Consider the following 21516-nt stretch of genomic DNA (forward strand, 5'->3'; position numbering starts at 1 on the left):
TCGAACTTACGCTTATTATTTAATTGCGTCCTGAATACTGATTTTTTCTCCATCTTTAGTTGCTACTAAAAATGCTGCGCCATATCCTTTATTTTTAGCTTCTTGCAAGTATTTTTGCGCTGTTTCGTAACTTGAAGTTTCTTCGTAGAAATATTTATAAATATTATTTTCGTAGATCATAGTTACATTTTTAAGACCTTTAAAATTTTTAGGTTCTAAAGGTGTTTTCTTAATACTGGCAATAAGCTGTACTTTAAAGAGTGTTCCTTTAGGAGCATTTTTTACCGCTGCAACCTGCGCCGTTGCTTTTGGTTTTGCTGGAGTAGTATCTCTTATGGGCCGACTCTCAGCTGCTTCTGGTGCTCCAGAACCAAAATATTCTCTTTTATAGCTTAAGATAGCTTCTGCAATTGCTCTTGCAATATCATCCTGCCCTTCTTCTGAATTTAAAATATTTCCTTCGGTCGGATTTGAAACGAAACCAGTTTCAACTAAAACTCTTGGCATATAAGCTTTATGAAGTACCATAAATGGCGCTTGTTTTACACCGCCATGACGAAGTTTTTTACCTAATTTTTCAAAGTTTTCTTCAATTTTACTCGCTAAGGAAATACTATTATCCAAATATTCTTCCTGCATCAAAGTCATACCAATCATTGATTCTGGAGAATTAGGATCATATCCTTCGTATTTACGTTTATAATCTTTTTCTAATGTAATTACAGAGTTCTCTTTTTTCGCCGCTTCAAGATTAGAGGCAACTTTACTCAAACCCATTACATAAGTTTCGGTTCCATCGGCTGCCGTATTTTTATTGGCATTACAGTGAATAGAAACAAAAATATTTGAATTGGCTCTATTGGCAATATTGGCTCTTTCGACCAAATCTATAAAAACATCTGTTTTACGAGTATAAATTACATTTACATTAGGATTAAGTTCTAAAATCTTGCCCACTTTTAACACAATAGCTAAAGCAATATTTTTTTCAATTCTCCCACTATAAACTGCTCCAAAGTCATGATCTCCATGTCCGGCATCCAAAGTCACCTTAAACACATTTGACTGACTATGAGCATAAAAAGACAGTATTGTTAGAAATAAAGTAAATATTACCTTAAATTTGTTAATTCTATTCATAAATCTAAAAGTTAATTTTAATAAAACGCAGCTGTTATAATTTTTAGAATTGATTATTTTTGCCAAAAAATTATATGTAAGTTTGACATGTCAAAAAACAAGCCATAATTTTACAAAAATAGCATTTAAACCTTTGCATACAAACTTATTTAATATCGTTTTAATATCATTTTTCCTAACTATAGGTTGTGGTAATTTATATTCGCAAGAAATAAAAAATAAAAAAAAGCCTTTACCTGCTGTAAAACAAACAGATAAAGAAGCTCCTGCAATTACAGATACTATAAAGCTTGATACTGTTAAACCCAAAAAGACTTTTTTGGATGGAAAAGTAAGATACAAAGCAAAAGATTACGCTAAGATAGATCAAAAGAAAAAGCTTATTACTTTGTATAATGAAGCTGAATTATACTATAAAGATGTTGAATTAAAATCTGGTATAATTGTTCTTAATTATGAAAAAGATGAAGTTTACGCTGGAAGAATTAAAGACTCTGCTGGTGTTTTGACTCAATATCCAAATTTCAAACAAGGGGGCAGCGAAGTACAGCCAGATTCTATTCGTTTTAACTTCAAAACCAAAAAAGCTTTAATTTACAATTCGAGAACTGAACAAGGCGAATTTAAAATCAAAGCTGCTGTTACTAAAAAAGAAAATGATTCTGTTTACTTCTTAAAAGGCGCCCGTTTTACAACTTCTACAGATGTTGACAATCCAGAGTATTATTTCCAGACCAATAAAGTAAAATTTATTCCAGGAAAAAAAGTAATTACTGGTTTGACCAACATGGTAATCGCTGATGTTCCTACTCCACTTGCACTGCCTTTTGCTTATTTTCCGATGAGCCAAGAAAAAAGTGTTTCTGGTATTATCATTCCAAGTTATAATGACTCTAACACAAGAGGTTTCTCTTTGCAAAATATGGGTTACTATTTTGCCCTTAGCGACAATTATGACCTTACGGTACTTGGAGATTATTACACCAACGGAAGTTATGCCATGCGATTTGAATCATCGTATGCCAAAAGATATAAGTATCGAGGAAATATAAATGTTCGTTTTGAGAATTTAATTAGCAGCGAACGCGGCTATCCTGACTACAGCAAACAAGGTATTTATAACATTCAGTGGTCTCATTCTAAAGATACGAAATCGAATCCTAATTCAACCTTTTCTGCATCGGTTAACATGGGTAGCAGTAAGTACTTTAAACAATCTATCAACCAGGCGAATATTGGATCGAATTTGAACAACACATTAAGTTCTTCGATATCTTACAATAAAACTTTTAACACTATTCCCGGTTCTCGTATTTCGTTATCTGCAACGCATCAGCAAAATACGCAAACAGAAGACATTATCATGACTCTTCCTTCCTTACAGGGAAGTATTGACCGTGTATACCCTTTTGTTGGAAAAGACGGCGTTAAAAAGGGCTTAATTAAAAACATTAACTTACAATACAGTGTAAGCGGTAAAAACTACTTTAAAACAAAAGATTCTTTGTTTTTTAAGCCGCAGATGTTTAACGATGCTCAGTTAGGAATGCAGCATACCATTCCGCTTAGTACCAACTTTAAAATTTTTAAATATTTTAGTGCGGGAGCTTCAACGACTTATCAAGAAACGTGGGTTAATAAAACCGTATCCAAAAATTACGATTCGGCTGAAGGAAAAGCAGTTAATACAACTGTAAATGGTTTTGACTCTTTTAGAACTTATAATTTCAGTACCAATTTAGGAACTACTATTTACGGAACTTTCAATTTTGGCGATGACAAAAGAATTCAATCGATTCGACACGTAATGCGTCCGAGCATTACTTATGCTTACACACCAAGTTTTGAACGTTATTACGACACATATGCGGTTGATGCTACCGGAAGAATTACTTCTGAATATACAAGATTTGAAAACGGTCTTTTTGGACAGCCTGGAAAAGACAATTCAAACATAGTTGGTTTTGCTTTGAGTAATACTTTTGAAGCCAAAGTAAGAGACCGAGACAGCACAAAAACAGAACCTAAAAAAATAATGCTGCTAAACAATTTAAACTTCAGCACAAGTTATAATTTTGATGCTGACGGAAAAACTACTTTCGGCTGGCAGCCTGTTTTAGTAAGCGGGGGAACACAGTTTTTTGACAATAAAATGAATATGAATTTTGGTGCAACACTTGATCCGTATGCACTGGACAGCGGTAACCAAAAAATTGACAAGTTCAATATTGACAATGGCGGAAGTTTATTTAGACTTACAAGTGCCAATTTAACGGTTAATTATTCATTTTCGAACAAAGGAACCGGCAAAGAAAAAAATACTCAGAGTCAGCGGAATGGAGGACGAAGTGATGACTTATTTGGTACGAATACAGATTTAAATGACAGCAGAAACAGTCAGTTTGCTAATGAACCGGAAAAAGAGGATGTAATTACGGAATTCTTTAATTCGAAAATTCCATGGGATATGACTTTAGCCTACTCATTAACGTATTCAAATACCAACAGGCAAAATGAAATTTCAGGAAACTCTATTATGATTTCGATTAACACAGATATAACGCCAAAATGGAAAGGCGGGGTTTCTACTGGTTACGATTTTGTACAAAAAGGGGTTACTTTTACGCAATTCCGTTTTGAAAGAGATTTATTAAGCTGGAGAATGGCATTTAACTGGCAGCCTCTTGGAACAAACTCTAACTGGAATTTCTTCATCGGAATTAAATCTGGTATGCTTAGTGATATTAAATGGAACAAACGAAGCGTTTCTAATAGATAAACTACTTTCGAATCAAAATAATTTTATTATGAAAAAGATCATCTTTACCGAGAAAGCTCCGGCTCCAATCGGACCTTATAATCAAGCCGTTTTATCTGGAAACACGCTTTATGCTTCTGGGCAAATTGCAATCAATCCTGAGTCAGGAGAATTGATTACAGCTAACATTAATGACGAAACCCACCAGGTTATGCAAAATATTGCTGCCATTTTAGAAGCAGCTGGTATGACTTTTGAAAATGTAGTGAAGTCTACTATTTTCATTATGGACATGAATAACTTTGGTGCTATTAACACCGTTTACGGTTCTTATTTTAACGAAAAAACCGCTCCAGCTCGTGAAACGGTTCAAGTGGCTTGTCTGCCAAAAAATGTAAATGTTGAGATTTCTATAATTGCTGTGCAATAGCATCTAATAATAATTGTGCCGTTGCTTCATTTGTTGCCAGCGGCACATTATGTACATCGCAAACACGAATCAACATATTGATATCAGCTTCGTGTGGATGACTTGACAGAGGATCTTTAAAAAAGAAAACCATTTGTGTTATTCCTTCCGCTACTCTTCCCGCAATCTGCGCATCTCCGCCCAGCGGACCAGAAAGCATTCTCTGTGTTTTAAAACCAGCAGCTTCGGCTTTTCCTCCCGTAGTTCCTGTACCAATAAGCCTTATCTTTTCATTATGCAAAACAGCTTCATTTTTGATTAAAAAATCAATTAAATCAGCTTTTTTTCCATCATGAGCAATAATGGCAATTTCCATAAAACCAAAACTATTGATTAGCAACATGGTATGCAATTAATCCATCAATAGGTCTTCTTAAAACATTCCCTAATTGTAGTTCATATTTATTGAATGTTTCTTGTAATTCATCTTTCAAATAAAATGCAATAGAACCTACAAAATGAACTGGAACTTCTTTACAGTTATCGAATTGTTTAATGTAATTCTTAACGAAAGATTTCATTCCTTTAAAGATAATTTTTCTGCAGAACTCAGTGTCTTTGTGCTTAATTAAAAACTTCGCATAGGTTGCTAAGTAAGCATTTGGATTTGGTTCTTTATATAATTTATTTTTAATAAAATCTGGATCAACGTCGTACTCTTTTTCAAGTTCAACAGCCAGTTCTTTAGGCATTTTATTAAAATAGTATTTTCTAATTAATTCTTTTCCGAAAACATTTCCGCTGCAATCATCCATAACAATGTATCCTAATGATTGTACTTTTTGATGCAATACTTTACCATCAAAATAGCTGCAGTTAGATCCTGTTCCTAAAATAGAAACGATTGCTTCTTGTCCTTTTGGAGTTGTTGCATAAACGGCTGCGTAAGTATCTTCTTGAACATCAACAATAGCGTTAACAAAATACTCTTGGAAAATTTGTGATAGTGCTGTTTTCATTCTATCAGTACCACATCCGGCACCGTAAAAGAATAAATGAGTAGCATTTTTTTTGTTTTGTAAAATATCAAAACGATCGTTTAATCTTTCAATAATTTCTGGACCGTCAAGAATTTCAGGATTTAATCCTAAGGTTTGTGTCGTGAATAATACTTTTCCATTATCATCAATTGCAATCCAATCGGCTTTAGTAGATCCACTATCAACTATTAATTTCATTTTTTTTTGTTTTTGGATTAGGTCTTCCCTATTCTCAACTTAAAAGTGTACTTTTTACATTAATTATAGAGGTAACAAAATAAGAAAATCCCGTTATTTGACTAACGGGATTTTGCAAAAATATATATTATTATTTTAAACCTGCAATATGTACAGATAAATCAATTAATTTGCTTGAGTATCCGTACTCATTGTCATACCAAGAAACTAATTTGAAGAAAGTTGAATTTAAACCGATACCTGCAGTAGCATCAACGATTGAAGTTCTTTTATCTGAAATAAAGTCTTGAGAAACGACAGCATCTTCAGTATATCCTAAGATACCTTTCAATTCGTTTTCAGAAGCTTTTTTCAATACAGCTAAGATTTCTTCGTAAGTAGTTTCTTTAGCTACTTTCACAGTTAAATCTACTACAGAAACGTCAGCAGTAGGAACACGGAAAGACATTCCAGTTAATTTTCCATTCAAAGAAGGGATAACTTTTCCAACCGCTTTTGCAGCACCTGTTGAAGAAGGAATGATATTGATTGCAGCTGCACGTCCACCTCTCCAGTCTTTTCTAGAAGGTCCGTCAGCAGTCATTTGAGTTGAAGTAGTTGCGTGAACAGTAGTCATTAAACCTTCAACGATTTCGAAATTATCGTGGATAACTTTAGCTAATGGAGCTAAACAGTTTGTAGTACAAGATGCGTTAGAAACAACTAAATCAGAAGCTTTTGCAGTTTCGTGGTTCACTCCCATTACAAACATTGGAGCATCAGCAGAAGGAGCAGAAATGATAACTTTCTTAGCACCACCTTTTAAGTGCTCACTTGCAGTTTCGATAGTTGTGAAGATACCAGTACATTCAGCAACAACATCTACATCAACTTCGTTCCATTTTAAATCAGCTGGATTTCTTTCTGCAGTGATACGGATATTTCTTCCGTTTACATAAAGTTTTCCTTCTTTAACTTCTACAGTTCCGTCGAAACGACCGTGAACTGAATCATATTTTAATAAATAAGCTAAGTGATCAACATCTAATAAATCGTTGATTGCAACAACTTCTACATTATCTCTATTGAAAGACTCTCTAAAAACGATTCTTCCGATACGTCCAAATCCGTTTATTCCTAATTTTACTTTTGACATTTTACTAAATTTTTGCTTTTGTTTTTATTACACTATTTCAAAGTCTAATTTCCTCACAATAAACTTCTCTTCTTTTAAACTTTTATATTAGGTTATGTTGACATGATGTCAGACACTCTTAATAATTCTCTGTCGATTTCAGATTTTCCTTTAATTGCCTGCTCAAGCGGCGTTAAAATCACTTTATCTTCTTTAAGTCCAACCATATAATTTGATTTTCCTTCAATTAAAGACTCTACTGCTTTTACACCCAAACGACTCGCCAATACACGGTCGAAACAAGATGGAGAACCACCACGCTGCATGTGTCCTAAAACAGAAACACGTACATCGTACTCAGGTAAATTAGCTTCAACATAATCTTTTAATTCGAATACATTTTTACCAATTTTATCTCCTTCGGCAATAACAACTATACTTGATGATTTCCCTGAAGCTTTACTTTTTTGAAGTGAATCTAACAATCTATCAAGACCTAAATCTTCTTCAGGAATAAGAATTTCTTCTGCACCAGCTCCAATACCCGCATTAAGTGCAATGTGACCAGCATCTCTACCCATAACCTCTACAAAGAATAAACGGTTATGTGAACTTGCTGTATCTCTAATTTTATCAATACAATCTACAACTGTATTTAAAGCTGTGTCGTACCCTAGAGTAAAACTTGTACCATAAATATCATTATCAATTGTACCTGGAATTCCCATTACAGGGAAATTATACTCTGAATTAAAAATCAAACCTCCAGTAAAACTTCCATCTCCACCAATAACTACCAAAGCATCAATTCCTGCTTTTACAAGGTTTTCGTGTGCTTTTTTTCTACCTTCAGGGGTTCTAAACTCAACTGAACGAGCCGATTTTAAGATCGTTCCACCTTTGTTTACAATATTATTTACACTACGAGGTCCCATTTCTTTGAAGTCTCCTTCAATCATTCCTTGATACCCTCTATAAATTCCGATGCATTCTATATTATGATATGCGCAAGTTCGAACAACTGATCTAATTGCAGCATTCATTCCAGGTGAATCTCCTCCTGAGGTAAGAACACCTACTTTTTTTATTGTTTTTGGCATTATTTAAGTATTAAAGTGTAAAATTAGCAAACATTCAGCACTTATTAGGTTATGATTATTATAAATTAATAAAATATGTTAAATTCAAACGTTTTCGTTAATAAGTTTTTTATAGGTAAAAATTTCATTTAAAATAATAAATCGCTATTTTTTTAATTAAATCGTCAAAATTAACAATACCTAAATGAAGTGTTATAAAAATCGGAATTTCTCTCTCACATGAAAAATTCGAATAGAGGCCCTAAATTTAGCACAAAAAAAACCATTATAAGTATAATGGTTTATAAATGTATATTTTTAACAAACTGTTAATAATCGTTATCTGGAATTAAACCTTGATTATTAACTGGTTCTTGTTTTTTCTTCTTTTCTTCGTCCTTTTTCTTTTTCTCTTCTTCTTTCTCCGCTTTCTTTTTATTTTTTTCCGCATCCTTTTTACTGGTGAAGTTCACGTAATCAGGATTTAAATAAGAATCTTGAAGATCGTCTGACGAACCTTTTACAGCTTTTTCAATTTTATGATTCTTAAACAGCTTATTGACTAATTCACTAAAAGTATCAAAATCGACTTCATAAGAAATACCAACTCCTTGTGTATAACCAATTCCCTGCCCGATATAATTAATATCATTTTCTTTATTGAATAAACGAAGATTCATTGTACCGTCTTCATTAACACGATAAAGAATTTCAATATCTCCTACGATGGCAGATTCATTTACACCTCCAACAGGAACTCCCAATTTACCATTGATTGTAATTCTTTCGTTAACCTGAGAAGATATATTCGCCACAAACTGGCCATCTACTTCCTGCCCCATTCTTCTATCGGCAGCAATATAGTTTAAGTCTATGTTGACTTTATCATTATCTGATTTTATAATTCCGCCTAATAAACTAGATGCAGTTTCTGTTAAAGTCCCCGAGAAATCTCCTTGGCTAAAACCGTCTGTACTCATAAACGAACCTGTAGATAATAAATACAATGCCTGTGTCTGACGAATATCTTTATCGTCTAACTTATATTGTATCTCCGATTTCAAGACATTACTCACAGATGGAAACTGAATATCAAAATTAGGTTCTGGACTTGCCAAATCTCCTCTCAATCCAATTACCACTTCTACAGGAACTTTTTTATTGAATGAAGAAGTGTTATCTAAAAGTACAGCAGGATTGGCCTGAGTTTTATAAACTGCTTCTAAATTCAGCTGAGCACGCATCGGGTTTCCTTCCCAAATAATAGAACCTCCCTTTTTAACAGCAAATTTTTTATCGATAAGTCCGCCGTATTTAAAATTATAAGTTCCTTCATATGCCTGGAAATCTCCCCACATATTAAATTTACCCAGCGTATTGATTTTAAATAAAAGCGATCCGTATCCTTTTCCTTTCATACCATGTCCAGAATTTCGGTCGAGTATAACTTCTACTTCGGCATCTGGCGTAATATCAAAATCAAACTCAAGTTCAAGTCCGTTGTAATTTCGGGTTTTCTCAACAATTCCGTTTGCCAGGTTAAATTTTTCTTTTGGCGTCACAAAATGAATCCAGCTGCTCTCTCCAACACTTTGTACATTATTAATAGGTATCTTAACTTCAGTTCCTTTCTCAGACTTGGCATCAACCTTAATAAATAAACTTTCTACCGGACCTCTTATACTAGCCGATCCGTTTATGAAAGCCGTGCCAAAATACGCAGCATCGTCACTATCTTTTGTATCGAGCGCTAATAATCGTTTGGAAGTTATGTTTAGATCTAATTTCCAATCTCCAAAATTATGATGCTCAATACTTCCATTCAACAAACCTTTTGTTCCATATTTAGTATCCGTCAGCTGATTATTTCTAAATAAAAATTTCTCATTTGTCAAATCAATTACTGTTCGATCGCTTAATTCGTAATCGACATTTAGATAGGGCACAGTCATTCCTGCCTTTTCAACATACAATCGTCCGTTTATTTCTGGTTTTTTCAAATTCCCTACAACAGCTGCATTTCCAGAAACAGAACCTCTCACATTCGACAGGACATCCCCTCCAACCGTTCCTAAAGTTGCAAGATTAAAACCTTCCAGTTTTAAGTTCATGTCCAATATCGTTTCTTTGTTCTCAACTGCAAAAGTTCCTCCGGCTCTAAATGATTCTGTAAAACCATTTTGTATAGACGAATTGACCGTAAACTTCCTAAAAGTTTCGTCTCCAGAAATATCAAAATTAAGTGTTCCCAGCTCTGTTTTATTTAAAACAAGATGATCTATTTTTATAGATGCGGTAGGCTGATAAACATTCTTATTCTGTTTATAATTTATGTTTCCATTTAAATTTCCATTAAATACAAACTTGGAATTTAGAGGCGTAATTTTATTAATGTCAACATCTTCAAAATTCAGGACGAGATCTTTATAGTCACTTCCTTTAATGACACCATTCAAATCAATTTTCTGATTTTCATGCGATAAAATAATATTATCGATCGTGAAGTTTTTAAAATACTGATCAAAGACAATTTGATTATCCTTCTCAGAGTCTTCGTTTAAATACCATATATAGTCTTTAAACTTCATCTCTGATTTCTTGATTCCGACAATATTGTTTTTATTCTTGTCAATAGTATGATACAAATCGAGATTGAAGTAATCTTCACCTGCATTACCGCCTTTAAATTCAGAACGCACAAAGAGCGTATCTTTTGATGTAACATTAATCAAATTAAAATCACGAATCTTATAATAAGGCGTTTTGATACTATCTAACTCGATGTATGCATTGTAAAGCGTATTTTTATTATCGATATTAATTCGAATGTTATCAAATGTATTTTTAGCGGCCGTAATTTTCTGTGATCTAAAACGGAATTTAAATTCCTGTAAATCTGAATCGATTTTTCCTCGAACAACTGTAGACGAATCGATATTAATGTCTGGATAAAGCATTTCTACCACCTTATCGTATACACGGAAATTAAAGCGCAAAAACTGGCCTTTTCTAACTTTATAAGGTTTATAGTTGGTATATAAACTTCCAACGGAATTCATTACCAATTTATCTAATTGGTCAAATCTGAATTTTCCAACAATTTTTCCGTCTACAACATCATTTGAACTAATTGTAATAGTTCTTAGTCTGTCTGCGTCAAAATTGGAATTTATCGTTAAATCTTCAAAAACATAATTGGATTTTGGATTTTGATATTCAGCATCTTTTATAAAAATGTTCCCTTGAAGGTTTTCTATCGAATTTCCCGTTACCTGAACCACAACATCTCCCTTGAAACGAGAAATGGAATCGTTGATAAATTTCAGTTTTCTTAAATCTGAATTCTCAACATTAATATGAAAATCATAACGATTTTCTTTTTTACTTAAATCTAATAAACCATCAAAATTTAAATTCAGATTTGGGTCATTTATCGCAATTTGACCTTTATAATACGGCAGTTTAAAATTTCCATTTACTACTATATTATTATACGTGTATTTGTTATAATCTAATTTCGAAATATCTCCTTTTATAATCGTATTCAAATACTTTTCTGTAAAACCAACTCCATCCACATCCAGATTCAGCGTTGTTCTTCCGATATCTTTTCGGGCTAGAACCGCACCAACATCAAAATTAGTCAGGATAATATTTCCAGAATATGAAGCTTTATCAATAAAATCCATATTATTCATATGAAGATCGACTTGTCCATTTCCGAGATCGGTTGCCATTTTAAAATCTGTTTCTAATGCTGTTGTAGAAACTTTTGCTTTTCCGACAATATTAAATTTTCCTATTCTTTTAAGTTCTTTCGGAAGTTTTTTACCTAAAACCTCTGGAAGCAAAACCACTAAATTATCATAACTAGAAAGCAGTTTATCAAATTTACCGTCCATAAAAAACTTCTGGGTTTTACTGCCCAAAAGATTTTTGAAATTTATAGTCCCATTAATTTTTGATCCGTTTGTATCGCTTAATTTTAATTTAGAAAGTGTTAAATTATTTAGCGGACCATCTAATTTTGTTTTTAGTTTAAAATGCTGATTTTTACCTAAGCCATCATAAAAATTACGAATATCATTTGTTGCAATCGATGCTGAATCTATTACAACATTAAACTTGACCTTGTCTGTAAAATCAATGAAATCTTCTGGTTTATAATTTAAAATTGCTAAACCGTAAATTGAAGATCGTTTGGTTGTAATTGCTAAATTTTCAACCTTAATCTGTTTTTTGCTATACGCAAATTTCCCAGCAAAATTAGAAACATATAAACCACGGTGATCCATAAATGAAAATCGATGAATCCTAGTAGTTACTTCTGGTCCATACAATTTAAAATCACTTATATAAGCATTTAGTTTGGTAAAATCTAAAAATAAAGGCGTTGTTTTATTTTCATCCACAACAGAAAATCTTCCCTTTTCTATGTAAGCATTTTTTGCAGTTAAAAGGAAATGTTTTGTTGATTTTTTCTTCGGAGTATTTTTAACCTCAAAGGCTTTTATAAACTTATTGATATTATTTTCGTTTTCGCCTTTATACGTTTTCAGATTAAAAATTAAACCTGTCAAACGTAAATCGCCAAAAATCAAATCGCCGTCCAGCAGTCTGGTGAAGCTGGCAATATCTGTAGTAATGATATCCGAATAAATCAAAGTTTTTTTATGATGATCTAAAATCATCACATTTTTCAATTTTACACCTCCAAAAATGTTGATCGCCGTTTTTTCTACACTAATATTTACTTTAAAATCTTCGTTTAAAGAATTGGTCAGATAGTTGGCAATCTGAGTTTGAACTACAGGAAGTGATAATGTAATAGCTAATGCTAACAAAAGTAAAATCAACCCAATTAGGGTTCTAGATATTATTTTCTTTACTTTTTTGATAGCTTCTTTAATTTTAGTTTTCTTTTAAATTTATTTTGAACAGACAAAGAACCGCTGTTTTTGATAAAAATTCTTTAATTTTGGTCACTTCTTAAATCAAAGAAATATAATAATTTGATTTGTCAAATATAATTCAAAATTTGTGCCTTTATATGCAAAATCCAGAGGTTTTTATTCTTGCCATCGAAAGTTCATGCGATGATACTGCTGCCGCGGTTTTACATAACGACAAAGTATTGTCAAATGTTGTTGCCAATCAGTTAATTCACAATCAATACGGCGGTGTCGTTCCTGAATTGGCTTCGCGAGCACATCAGCAGAATATTGTTCCAGTTATAGATGCTGCACTTCGTAAAGCAAATGTACAAAAAGAACAGTTAAGCGCAATCGCATTTACACAAGGACCAGGCTTAATGGGATCTTTATTAGTTGGAACTTCTTTTAGTAAATCCTTATCATTGGCGTTAGACATTCCGTTAATTGCTGTAAATCACATGCATGCACATATTTTAGCGCATTTTATTGATGAAGAAGGTTATGATAAACCAGAATTTCCTTTTTTAGCTTTAACGATTAGCGGCGGACATACGCAGATTGTAAAAGTGAACAGTTTTTTTGACATGGAAATCATCGGAGAAACAACAGATGATGCTGTAGGTGAAGCATTTGACAAGAGCGCAAAAATCTTAGGACTTCCTTATCCCGGCGGACCATTGATTGACAAATATGCCAAAGAAGGAAATCCGAAAGCGTTTACTTTTACAAAACCGAAAGTTCCTGGTTTAGATTTTAGTTTCTCTGGACTAAAAACAGCGATTTTATATTTCATTCAAAAAAATAAACAAGCCAACCCCAATTTTATTGAAGAAAATCTAAATGATATTTGTGCTTCGATTCAGCATACAATTATCGAAATTTTGATGGATAAAATAAAAATGGCGGTAAAAGAAACCGGAATTACGCAAATTGCTATTGGCGGCGGTGTTTCTGCCAATTCAGGCATTAGAACCACATTGAAAGAAACAGAAAGCAAATACGGCTGGAAAACTTTTATTCCGAAATTCGAATACACAACAGATAATGCAGCAATGATTGGAATTGTTGGTTATCAAAAATATTTATCAAATCGTTTTGAAACTTCTTCTGTAGTTTCAAAAGCACGAATTCAATTTTAAATCATGCAGTTATTTTTTAATCCGAATATAGACGAAAGCACTCAAAGTTTTTCTTTTGATAAAGAAGAGAGCCGTCATATTATAAAAGTTCTTAGAAAAAAAGATTCAGATATTCTGCATGTTACAAATGGTTCAGGATTATTGTTTGAAACCCAGATTACATTGGCTTCAGACAGTAAATGCATCGTTGAAGTACTTTCTATAACGAATGCCGAAAAACCTAAATTTCATTTACACTTAGCCGTTGCGCCAACTAAAATGAATGATCGTTTTGAGTGGTTTATTGAAAAAGCAACTGAAATTGGAATTCAGGAAATTACCCCAATTTTTTGCGATCGTTCAGAACGAAAAGTGATTAACAAAGATCGTTTCGAGAAAATTATTCTTTCGGCAATGAAACAATGCAACGAAACTTTTCTGCCCAAATTAAATGAAGCAATCTCGTTTAAGGAATTTATCAAAAAACAGCAAAAAGGCCTTCAACTGATTGCGCATTGTGAAGAAACCGATAAAAAATCACTAAAAGAAGTCTTAAAACCAAGCGAAGATGTAACCATTTTAATTGGACCAGAAGGTGACTTTTCTGAGAAAGAAATTGCATTGGCATTAGAAAATAATTACAAGCCCGTAACGTTAGGAAACACGCGTTTAAGAACAGAAACAGCAGCAGTTGTCGCTTGTCATAGTGTTGTTTTTTTTAATGAAGTTCCTAATAATTAAGTTTAATTAGTCATTGCGAGGAACGAAGCAATCGCATTTGCAAATTAAATTTACAAAGCTTTGTCAATAAAAGGTCGTATTACTTAGTGAGGCTGCTTCGTTCCTCGCAATGACAGATTGATAATATAAATTACATGAAAAAAATATTTCTTTTGTTTTTATTGGTTTCAGTTTCTTCATTTTCACAAGAAATTGCTTTGCTTAAATACAGCGGAGGCGGCGACTGGTATGCCAATCCAACATCTCTGCCTAATCTAATCAGTTTTTGCAATGCTAATATTTATACCCGTATAAAGAGCAAACCTTCGACTGTTGAGCCAAGTAATCCTGATTTATTTTCTTATCCTTTTGTGCACATGACAGGACACGGAAATGTAGTTTTCAGCGATTCTGATGTTACCAACCTTAGAAATTATTTAACAGCTGGCGGTTTCTTGCATATTGATGATAATTACGGAATGGATCAATTTATTAGAAAAGAGATCAAAAAAATATTTCCGAATAATAATTTAGTTGAAATTCCTGCAAGTCATCCTATTTTTCAAAAACCATTTCCATTCCCAAACGGATTACCAAAAATTCACGAACATGACGGAACTCGTCCGCAAGCGTTTGGTATTTTTATCGAAAATAAATTGGTTTTACTTTATACCTACGAATGCGATTTGGGCGATGGCTGGGAAGATGCTGAAGTTCATAATGATCCTGCAAATGTTAGAGACAAAGCCTTGAAAATGGGTGCAAACATCATTAATTATATATTTACTAATTAGTGACTAGTCTGTAGTAATTAGCAGTTCATCAAAAACAAAAACAAAAAAACGCCATACCAGAATTATACTATTCACAAATTACTAGTCACTATCCACTAATCACTATTTACCATTCACTTTTCACTAAAAAAATGCAGCTTACTCACGAAGAAAATCAATTTGAAAGAAAAACATTTCCCATCACTTTAGTTTGTGATCATATTTACTTTCAACAGAATATTGGTTCTTTATTCAGAATTTCTGAAGCTTTTGGAGTAGAAAATATTATCTTTTTTGGAAAAGATATTCCGCTGACACCTCGTAAAATCAATAAAACTTCTAGAAGTACTCATCTTCATGTACCTCATTCTGTGATTGAAGATTTTACCGACCTTCAATCTTTTCTGATCGATAATGATTTTGAAATTATTGCATTAGAAATTGCCTTAACTAGTAAACCCTTAAAAGAAGTCGTTATTCCAGAAAACAAAAAAATCGCCCTTTTGATTGGAAGTGAAATCAATGGAATCTCAGACGAACTTTTAAAACTTTCTCATCAAATTGTCCATATCAATATGTTTGGCAAAAACAGCAGTATGAATGTGGTTCAGGCTGCGAGTATTGCACTTTACGAACTTACGTGTAAATAATTAATCAATTCTGCTTGTATTTTGAACCATTATTTTGATTTTCAACAATTTGATTTATCGAAATAATCGTTTAACGTACAAATTTTTACGACGAAATGCATCAAAAAAAATAAAAATAAAGTAAAATCTTACTAATATTTTTTATTGATTTTTTGTAAGAACCAGTGTTTGTAAGGCACTGCAAAAATTCCCACAAAATATTCTTTATAAAATTTTTCTGTAATTTATTTTTGTTATAAAATTGCTGCAATGTTTAACTAATCAACATTTTTATAACAAAAACCCAAATTATTATGAAAAAAGTTATTATTACCACATTTGCAGCATTAATGCTCTTTGCTTGTCAAAATGAACAATCTGATTCTAACAGTCCAGATGCAGTAGCAGCTTCTCGCCGAGGATGCGCTACACAAGACGTTTTAGAAGCACAATTAAAAGCTGATCCTTCATTAGCTATTAGAATGAATGAGATTGAAGCATTTACTGCAAAACATTCTCTTACCAATTTTACAGGCCGTTTAGTAAATGGCAAAATCGAAATTCCAGTTGTAGTAAACGTTCTGTATAGAACTGCTGCACAAAATATTTCAGATGCACAAATTCAATCGCAGATTGATGTTTTAAACAAAGATTTTAATGCATTAAACTCTGATTTTAATAATGTACCTGCTTTATTCTCTGGAGTTAAAGCTAATATCGGGATTACATTTGTTTTAGATCAGATCATTAGAAAATCTACTACCAAAACTTCTTGGGGTACAAATGATGCCATGAAAAAAACAGCTCAAGGCGGACTTGCTCCTACTTCTCCAACAACTAAATTAAACATTTGGACTTGTAACATTGGAGGCGGAATTTTAGGTTACGCACAATTTCCTGGCGGATCTTCATCTACAGATGGGGTTGTTATTGACCCACGTTACTTTGGATTATCTGGTTCTGCAAATGCTCCATTTAACTTAGGAAGAACTGCTACTCACGAAGTTGGACACTGGATGAACTTACGTCATATCTGGGGAGATGCAACTTGCGGAAGCGACCTTGTTGCCGATACTCCTACTCATAACGCAGAAAACTATGGCGTTCCTGCTTATCCTCACTATAGTACTTGTTCAGGAAATCCTGTAGAAATGACTATGAACTACATGGATTATGTTGATGATGCCGCAATGTATATGTTCTCAACTGGACAAAAAAACAGAATAGCTGCAATATTCACAACTGGAGGTGCTAGAGCTTCATTTGCACAATAATCAGCAAAAAATTATATGGCAAAGCGGGATGTAATACATCCCGCTTTTTTTATTTAAACTCAAATTTTAAAATGCTTTTTCCTATATTTATAGTCTAAAATGAAAACATGATCACCTCAAAAACTATTTCAAACGGAATTTTAAGAGCTTTAGCAACAATCTTAATAGTCGGCATTATTTTATACTTTTTATATTCAATTCAAACAGTAATTGTATACTTATGCATTTCATTACTATTATGCTTAATTTCGAATCCGTTGGTTTTATTTTTAAAGAATAAATTAAAATTCAGCAATTCTTTAGCTGCTACAACAACGATCATTCTTTTTGTTTTTTTAATTGCAGGCTTCATATTATTGTTTGTTCCGTTAATTATTTCTCAGGCCAACAATTTAGCGCTTTTAGATACAGCGCATCTTCAGACAAAATTTATGGAAACAGAAAGACATCTTGAGGAATATTTTAATGTCCAGCATATTGATTTAAATAAAGTTATAAAGGATTCTAAACTTACTTCCGTATTGGATTTCAGCTATTTTACAGGATTTCTTAATTCAATACTTAATTTCATGGCCAATATGGGAATGGGATTGGTATCAGTGTTTTTTATTACTTTCTTTTTTATTAAAGATCAAACCGTTTTTAAAGATCAAGCGAGAAGAATACTTCCAGATTCAAATGAAGACAAGATTATAAACTCAATCACCAAAATAAATCATCTATTGACCCGCTATTTTATTGGTTTACTATTGCAATTAATAGTGGTATTTATTCTTTACCTTATTGTATTACTCATATTCGGAAATAAAAATGCATTTGTAATTGCTTTTTTGTGTGCGATATTAAATATAATTCCATATTTGGGACCGATTATAGGAACTACTTTGGCTGGAATCTTAACCATGATCAGCATGATCGGACAAGATTTTCAATCGGAAATTCTGCCGACTACAATCTATGTAATAATAGGATTTTTAGTCGTTCAGGCTATTGACAATAATATCAGCCAGCCAATAATTTCGTCAAAAAGTGTAAATTCGCACCCGTTAGAAATATTTTTAATTATTTTAATTAGCGGTATTACATTTGGAATTGTTGGTATGATCATCGCGGTTCCGGTTTTTACAATGATTAAAGTAATCTTAAAAGAATTTTTTCCTAACAATAAAATTGTCTCCGTATTAACCGAAAGAATTTAGCTTTGAACACTTCTATTTTGCATCCAGATATTCAGGAATTTATAATTCAAAATACTGGTGCAGACTTAACGAAACTAGCCCTTCAGAAAAATCCATTTCCAGAAGCAGACTGGATTTTAATTTTAAACCAAATCGAAGCGCGTTCTAAAGCAAAAGATAAACTTCCGACTTGGTTTTCGGCTGCAAATATTATTTATCCTAGCAAAATTTCTGTAGAACAGACTTCTTCAGAAAAAACAGCTGCTTACAAAGCTGATTTAATTTCTGGTGAAACTTTAATTGATCTTACAGGCGGTTTTGGTGTTGATGATTATTATTTTTCTAAGAAATTTATAGCTGTAACGCACTGCGAAATCAATGAAGATTTATCTGAAATTGTAAAACATAATTTCAATCAGTTAGAGATTAAAAACTGTACTTTTTATGCTGGCGATTCCATTCATTTATTAGAAAAATCCGATCAAAAATATGATTGGATTTACATAGATCCTTCGCGAAGAAATGATGCGAAAGGCAAAGTTTTTATGCTGAAAGACTGTCTGCCAAATGTTCCCGAATTACTTGATTTTTATTTCGAAAAAGCAGATTCTATTTTAATTAAAACTGCGCCTTTGCTGGATATTTCGGCTGGATTGTCTGAATTGAAAAATGTAAAAAACATTCATGTCATTGCGCTGGAGAATGAGGTTAAAGAATTACTATTTGAAATTCACAAAAATTATTCGGGTGAAATAAAATTAAAGACTGCGAATATTTTAAAAGAGACAACCGAAACTTTTGAGTTTGTTTTCGGCGAAATATCTTTTTCTATTTATGATTTTCCGCAGAAATATCTTTACGAACCCAATTCGGCTATTATGAAATCTGGAGGTTTTGATGAAGTAAGTGCTGTTTTTCAAATTAACAAACTGCATAAACATTCCCATTTGTATACTTCAGAGAACTTAATTGATTTTCCAGGAAGAAGATTTGAAATCCAAAAAGTGATTCCGTACAATAAAAACGAAATGAAAAATGAACTTGCGAATCAGCAGGCGAATATCACAACGCGTAATTTTCCAGAAACGGTTGAAAACATTAGAAAAAAATGGAAAATAAAAAATGGCGGGAATTTGTATTGTTTTTTTACAACCGATGTAAAAGATAACAAAATAGTTTTAATTTGCAGCAAAATAATCTAAACAATGAAACAACTATTTACTTTAACCATTTTTCTATTAACCCTTACCGCTTTTGCCCAAAAACCATGTGAATATAGTACCAACGTTACCGATTCTATTGGTTCTTATAAAATCACCAACGAATATTTAGTAAACGAGAAAAATTTTGGAGGAACTTCTAATTACATCTTTTTTTCGCTTGCTCAAACAGACGGACTACCAACTCTAAATGTGCAGTTAATTCAAAAGAGTAAAGAATTTATCAAAGCGAATTGTTTTGACAAAAATTCTAAAATATTTTTACAGCTGCAAAACGGAAAAATTGTTTCGCTAATGCATATCAACCAAGAAAATTGCGGAACTCTTATCCGTGACGAAAAAGGTTTTGACAATCGTGTTAATACTGGTATTTTTCTTTTTATGAAAGACAATTACGAAGAGCTGAAAAAATCTCCTGTAACCTTAATGCGAATTAAATACTTAACCAACATTGAAGATTACATTGTAAAGTCTGAATTAACATCTGAAATGAATGGTAAAGTTTTCCATCCAAATACTTATTTTATGGATAACATTCGATGTGTTGAATAATCCAAAATAATTATTTAGCAATAAAACCTTAATTTTAAAGTTAGCATGTAAAAATAACAACATGATTAATTATGAAAAAGGCGATAGATAAAAGTTTAAATATCTCAAGCTATGGAATATGTTTATTTTCAATAGATATCTTGGAAGATTTTTTGAAAAATGAAAAAATAAAATCAAAAAAACTTTTAAAAAACTTTCAAGATAATCATGACAGATATTTAGCCTTGCTTAAAAAAGGAATATGGTTGCCATTCACTCCAATAAACTCGATAGAATATATTATTAAAATAGAAAATCTTGGTGAATCATTTGATAATCAATGGTTACAAAAGCTAAAATATGATGATTTCAATATCGAAATCAAAGATTCATTATGGATTACTGATACTGGAAGCTTCTACCAATTTGATAAAAATAAATTTTCAGGAGAAGAAATATCATATCAAACACTTGATGGAGAAACATTATATTCTGGATTAAAATTTAATCTATCCTCTGGAAAATATCTTGTATCAATTACAGGTTTTACAAGAAATAAAGAACTTAAATATCCACATCCGAATTATGGTTTTTTATTCTCGCTGAAAAAAGTTGAAGAATTTGACAGTGTAAATGATCCAAGGGAAGATGAAAAATATAATTTTAATATTGCAGATATTTAATTAAAGAATAATTAATCACATTTCCATTTTTGATTGGCAACTTTATCTTTTAAACCCGCTTTTAAATTGTAATGCCACCATTCTGAATCAAAAGAATTAAAGCCGTTTTTAATCATAACTTTTTTCAGATAAGCTCTTTTTGAAAGGATTTCTTTTGAAAGCTGTTTGAAATTGTGGCTCGCCTGAATTCCGAAAAAGTCAAAAGAAGTTCCCATATCGACTTCTTTTCCATTTATATCTACCAAAGAAATATCTACGGCTCCTCCTCTATTATGGATGGAGCCTTTTTTTGGATCTGCAACGTATTCTGGATTCGACACAATCTCCCACATTTTCTTTTGGATATCCAAAGGTCTGTAACAATCAAATAATTTGATTCTATAGCCTTTTTTTAGAAAATCAGTATTGGCCGCAATTAAAGCTTTGACCGTTTTTAAACGGAGCATACATTCGGCACAATCATATACTTTTGCTTTTAGAAAATTATCTTCGGTTGCGTATTTCATGTCGTAGATAAAATCATTACTGTAATCTCTTAGATTGACAAATGTTGTATCTGAGATTTGTGATTCAGAAATATCTGTGTAGGCTTCGTTTTGTGCTTGTAAAGATGCGGTACCAAAAAGGAAAACGCATAAAAGTTTTGAAAAACAATTCATTGCTTTATAATTTTAAAAAATTGAAGTTAATCAAAAAAACTTAAAACTGCTTCCTTTAT

18 protein-coding genes are annotated in these 21516 nt (G+C 32.3%); 11 read left to right on the top strand and 7 right to left on the bottom strand.

Annotated features, from left to right (window positions below; translation table 11 throughout):
- Positions 1 to 15: 15 nt before the first annotated feature.
- Positions 16 to 1140 (bottom strand): N-acetylmuramoyl-L-alanine amidase, encoded by a 1125-nt coding sequence (locus QE431_RS14955; RefSeq protein WP_307297306.1) that lies wholly within the window; start codon positions 1138 to 1140, stop codon positions 16 to 18.
- A gap of 82 nt (positions 1141 to 1222) precedes the next feature.
- Between QE431_RS14955 and QE431_RS14960 the strand changes: the two genes are divergently transcribed.
- Together QE431_RS14960 and QE431_RS14965 are read left to right on the top strand one after the other, a co-directional pair.
- A complete protein-coding gene (locus tag QE431_RS14960) occupies positions 1223 to 3919 on the top strand; it encodes a putative LPS assembly protein LptD (protein WP_057117003.1) in 2697 nt (898 codons plus the stop codon).
- A gap of 28 nt (positions 3920 to 3947) precedes the next feature.
- Positions 3948 to 4328, top strand: a complete 381-nt coding sequence (locus QE431_RS14965; protein WP_307297311.1) for a RidA family protein — start codon at positions 3948 to 3950, stop codon at positions 4326 to 4328.
- Here QE431_RS14965 and QE431_RS14970 read toward each other — a convergent pair.
- The 5 genes from QE431_RS14970 to QE431_RS14990 all read right to left on the bottom strand — a co-directional run bounded on the left by QE431_RS14970 (position 4309) and on the right by QE431_RS14990 (position 12594).
- Positions 4309 to 4683 carry a methylglyoxal synthase gene (locus QE431_RS14970; RefSeq protein ID WP_044048067.1) on the bottom strand — a complete coding sequence of 125 codons (375 nt, stop codon included), beginning with the start codon at positions 4681 to 4683 and terminating at the stop codon, positions 4309 to 4311. The two genes, QE431_RS14965 and QE431_RS14970, sit on opposite strands and share 20 nt — an antisense overlap.
- Positions 4684 to 4693: 10 nt before the next feature.
- Entirely contained in the window at positions 4694 to 5545 is an 852-nt protein-coding gene (locus QE431_RS14975) for an N-acetylglucosamine kinase (RefSeq protein ID WP_057116495.1), read from the bottom strand.
- Positions 5546 to 5675: 130 nt separating this feature from the next.
- Positions 5676 to 6680: a type I glyceraldehyde-3-phosphate dehydrogenase gene (gene gap / locus QE431_RS14980; protein WP_057116496.1), complete on the bottom strand. Its 1005-nt coding sequence runs from the start codon at positions 6678 to 6680 to the stop codon at positions 5676 to 5678.
- 92 nt (positions 6681 to 6772) lie between these two features.
- A complete protein-coding gene (gene pfkA / locus QE431_RS14985; protein ID WP_057116497.1) occupies positions 6773 to 7759 on the bottom strand; it encodes a 6-phosphofructokinase in 987 nt (328 codons plus the stop codon).
- A 308-nt stretch (positions 7760 to 8067) separates the two neighbouring features.
- The gene (locus QE431_RS14990) at positions 8068 to 12594 is read right to left on the bottom strand and encodes a translocation/assembly module TamB domain-containing protein (RefSeq protein WP_307297320.1); all 4527 of its coding nucleotides are present in this window, start codon (positions 12592 to 12594) and stop codon (positions 8068 to 8070) included.
- Positions 12595 to 12788: 194 nt separating this feature from the next.
- Between QE431_RS14990 and tsaD the strand changes: the two genes are divergently transcribed.
- The 9 genes from tsaD to QE431_RS15035 all read left to right on the top strand — a co-directional run bounded on the left by tsaD (position 12789) and on the right by QE431_RS15035 (position 20798).
- The gene (tsaD, locus tag QE431_RS14995) at positions 12789 to 13811 is read left to right on the top strand and encodes a tRNA (adenosine(37)-N6)-threonylcarbamoyltransferase complex transferase subunit TsaD (RefSeq protein ID WP_057116499.1); all 1023 of its coding nucleotides are present in this window, start codon (positions 12789 to 12791) and stop codon (positions 13809 to 13811) included.
- Between the two features lie 3 nt (positions 13812 to 13814).
- The gene (locus QE431_RS15000; RefSeq protein ID WP_307297324.1) at positions 13815 to 14531 is read left to right on the top strand and encodes a 16S rRNA (uracil(1498)-N(3))-methyltransferase; all 717 of its coding nucleotides are present in this window, start codon (positions 13815 to 13817) and stop codon (positions 14529 to 14531) included.
- 134 nt (positions 14532 to 14665) lie between these two features.
- Positions 14666 to 15304 carry a DUF4159 domain-containing protein gene (locus QE431_RS15005; protein WP_134140128.1) on the top strand — a complete coding sequence of 213 codons (639 nt, stop codon included), beginning with the start codon at positions 14666 to 14668 and terminating at the stop codon, positions 15302 to 15304.
- 131 nt (positions 15305 to 15435) lie between these two features.
- Positions 15436 to 15933 carry a TrmH family RNA methyltransferase gene (locus QE431_RS15010; RefSeq protein ID WP_281866167.1) on the top strand — a complete coding sequence of 166 codons (498 nt, stop codon included), beginning with the start codon at positions 15436 to 15438 and terminating at the stop codon, positions 15931 to 15933.
- A 293-nt stretch (positions 15934 to 16226) separates the two neighbouring features.
- Positions 16227 to 17186, top strand: coding sequence for a zinc metalloprotease (locus tag QE431_RS15015; RefSeq protein WP_281866168.1), 960 nt, complete (start codon positions 16227 to 16229; stop codon positions 17184 to 17186).
- A gap of 107 nt (positions 17187 to 17293) precedes the next feature.
- On the top strand, positions 17294 to 18385 hold the full coding sequence (locus tag QE431_RS15020; protein ID WP_307297326.1) for an AI-2E family transporter: 1092 nt from the start codon (positions 17294 to 17296) through the stop codon (positions 18383 to 18385).
- 2 nt (positions 18386 to 18387) lie between these two features.
- Entirely contained in the window at positions 18388 to 19566 is a 1179-nt protein-coding gene (locus QE431_RS15025) for a class I SAM-dependent methyltransferase (protein WP_307297329.1), read from the top strand.
- A 3-nt stretch (positions 19567 to 19569) separates the two neighbouring features.
- A complete protein-coding gene (locus QE431_RS15030; RefSeq protein WP_307297332.1) occupies positions 19570 to 20136 on the top strand; it encodes a hypothetical protein in 567 nt (188 codons plus the stop codon).
- Between the two features lie 71 nt (positions 20137 to 20207).
- Positions 20208 to 20798: a hypothetical protein gene (locus QE431_RS15035; RefSeq protein WP_307297335.1), complete on the top strand. Its 591-nt coding sequence runs from the start codon at positions 20208 to 20210 to the stop codon at positions 20796 to 20798.
- An 11-nt stretch (positions 20799 to 20809) separates the two neighbouring features.
- Here the strand turns inward: QE431_RS15035 and QE431_RS15040 are convergent, their stop codons facing one another.
- Positions 20810 to 21457: a M15 family metallopeptidase gene (locus QE431_RS15040; RefSeq protein WP_057116508.1), complete on the bottom strand. Its 648-nt coding sequence runs from the start codon at positions 21455 to 21457 to the stop codon at positions 20810 to 20812.
- Positions 21458 to 21516 lie beyond the last annotated feature (59 nt).

Source organism: Flavobacterium sp. SORGH_AS_0622 (assembly GCF_030818825.1).
GTDB lineage: Bacteria > Bacteroidota > Bacteroidia > Flavobacteriales > Flavobacteriaceae > Flavobacterium.

What these genes read in the sequence shown, in the direction of transcription:
- QE431_RS14955 (WP_307297306.1), bottom strand. Translation starts at nt 1,140, where the DNA reads ATGAATAGAATTAACAAATTTAAGGTAATATTTACTTTATTTCTAACA.
- QE431_RS14965 (WP_307297311.1), top strand. Translation starts at nt 3,948, where the DNA reads ATGAAAAAGATCATCTTTACCGAGAAAGCTCCGGCTCCAATCGGACCT.
- QE431_RS14970 (WP_044048067.1), bottom strand. Translation starts at nt 4,683, where the DNA reads ATGGAAATTGCCATTATTGCTCATGATGGAAAAAAAGCTGATTTAATT.
- QE431_RS14975 (WP_057116495.1), bottom strand. Translation starts at nt 5,545, where the DNA reads ATGAAATTAATAGTTGATAGTGGATCTACTAAAGCCGATTGGATTGCA.
- gap (WP_057116496.1), bottom strand. Translation starts at nt 6,680, where the DNA reads ATGTCAAAAGTAAAATTAGGAATAAACGGATTTGGACGTATCGGAAGA.
- pfkA (WP_057116497.1), bottom strand. Translation starts at nt 7,759, where the DNA reads ATGCCAAAAACAATAAAAAAAGTAGGTGTTCTTACCTCAGGAGGAGAT.
- tsaD (WP_057116499.1), top strand. Translation starts at nt 12,789, where the DNA reads ATGCAAAATCCAGAGGTTTTTATTCTTGCCATCGAAAGTTCATGCGAT.
- QE431_RS15000 (WP_307297324.1), top strand. Translation starts at nt 13,815, where the DNA reads ATGCAGTTATTTTTTAATCCGAATATAGACGAAAGCACTCAAAGTTTT.
- QE431_RS15005 (WP_134140128.1), top strand. Translation starts at nt 14,666, where the DNA reads ATGAAAAAAATATTTCTTTTGTTTTTATTGGTTTCAGTTTCTTCATTT.
- QE431_RS15010 (WP_281866167.1), top strand. Translation starts at nt 15,436, where the DNA reads ATGCAGCTTACTCACGAAGAAAATCAATTTGAAAGAAAAACATTTCCC.
- QE431_RS15015 (WP_281866168.1), top strand. Translation starts at nt 16,227, where the DNA reads ATGAAAAAAGTTATTATTACCACATTTGCAGCATTAATGCTCTTTGCT.
- QE431_RS15020 (WP_307297326.1), top strand. Translation starts at nt 17,294, where the DNA reads ATGATCACCTCAAAAACTATTTCAAACGGAATTTTAAGAGCTTTAGCA.
- QE431_RS15030 (WP_307297332.1), top strand. Translation starts at nt 19,570, where the DNA reads ATGAAACAACTATTTACTTTAACCATTTTTCTATTAACCCTTACCGCT.
- QE431_RS15035 (WP_307297335.1), top strand. Translation starts at nt 20,208, where the DNA reads ATGAAAAAGGCGATAGATAAAAGTTTAAATATCTCAAGCTATGGAATA.
- QE431_RS15040 (WP_057116508.1), bottom strand. Translation starts at nt 21,457, where the DNA reads ATGAATTGTTTTTCAAAACTTTTATGCGTTTTCCTTTTTGGTACCGCA.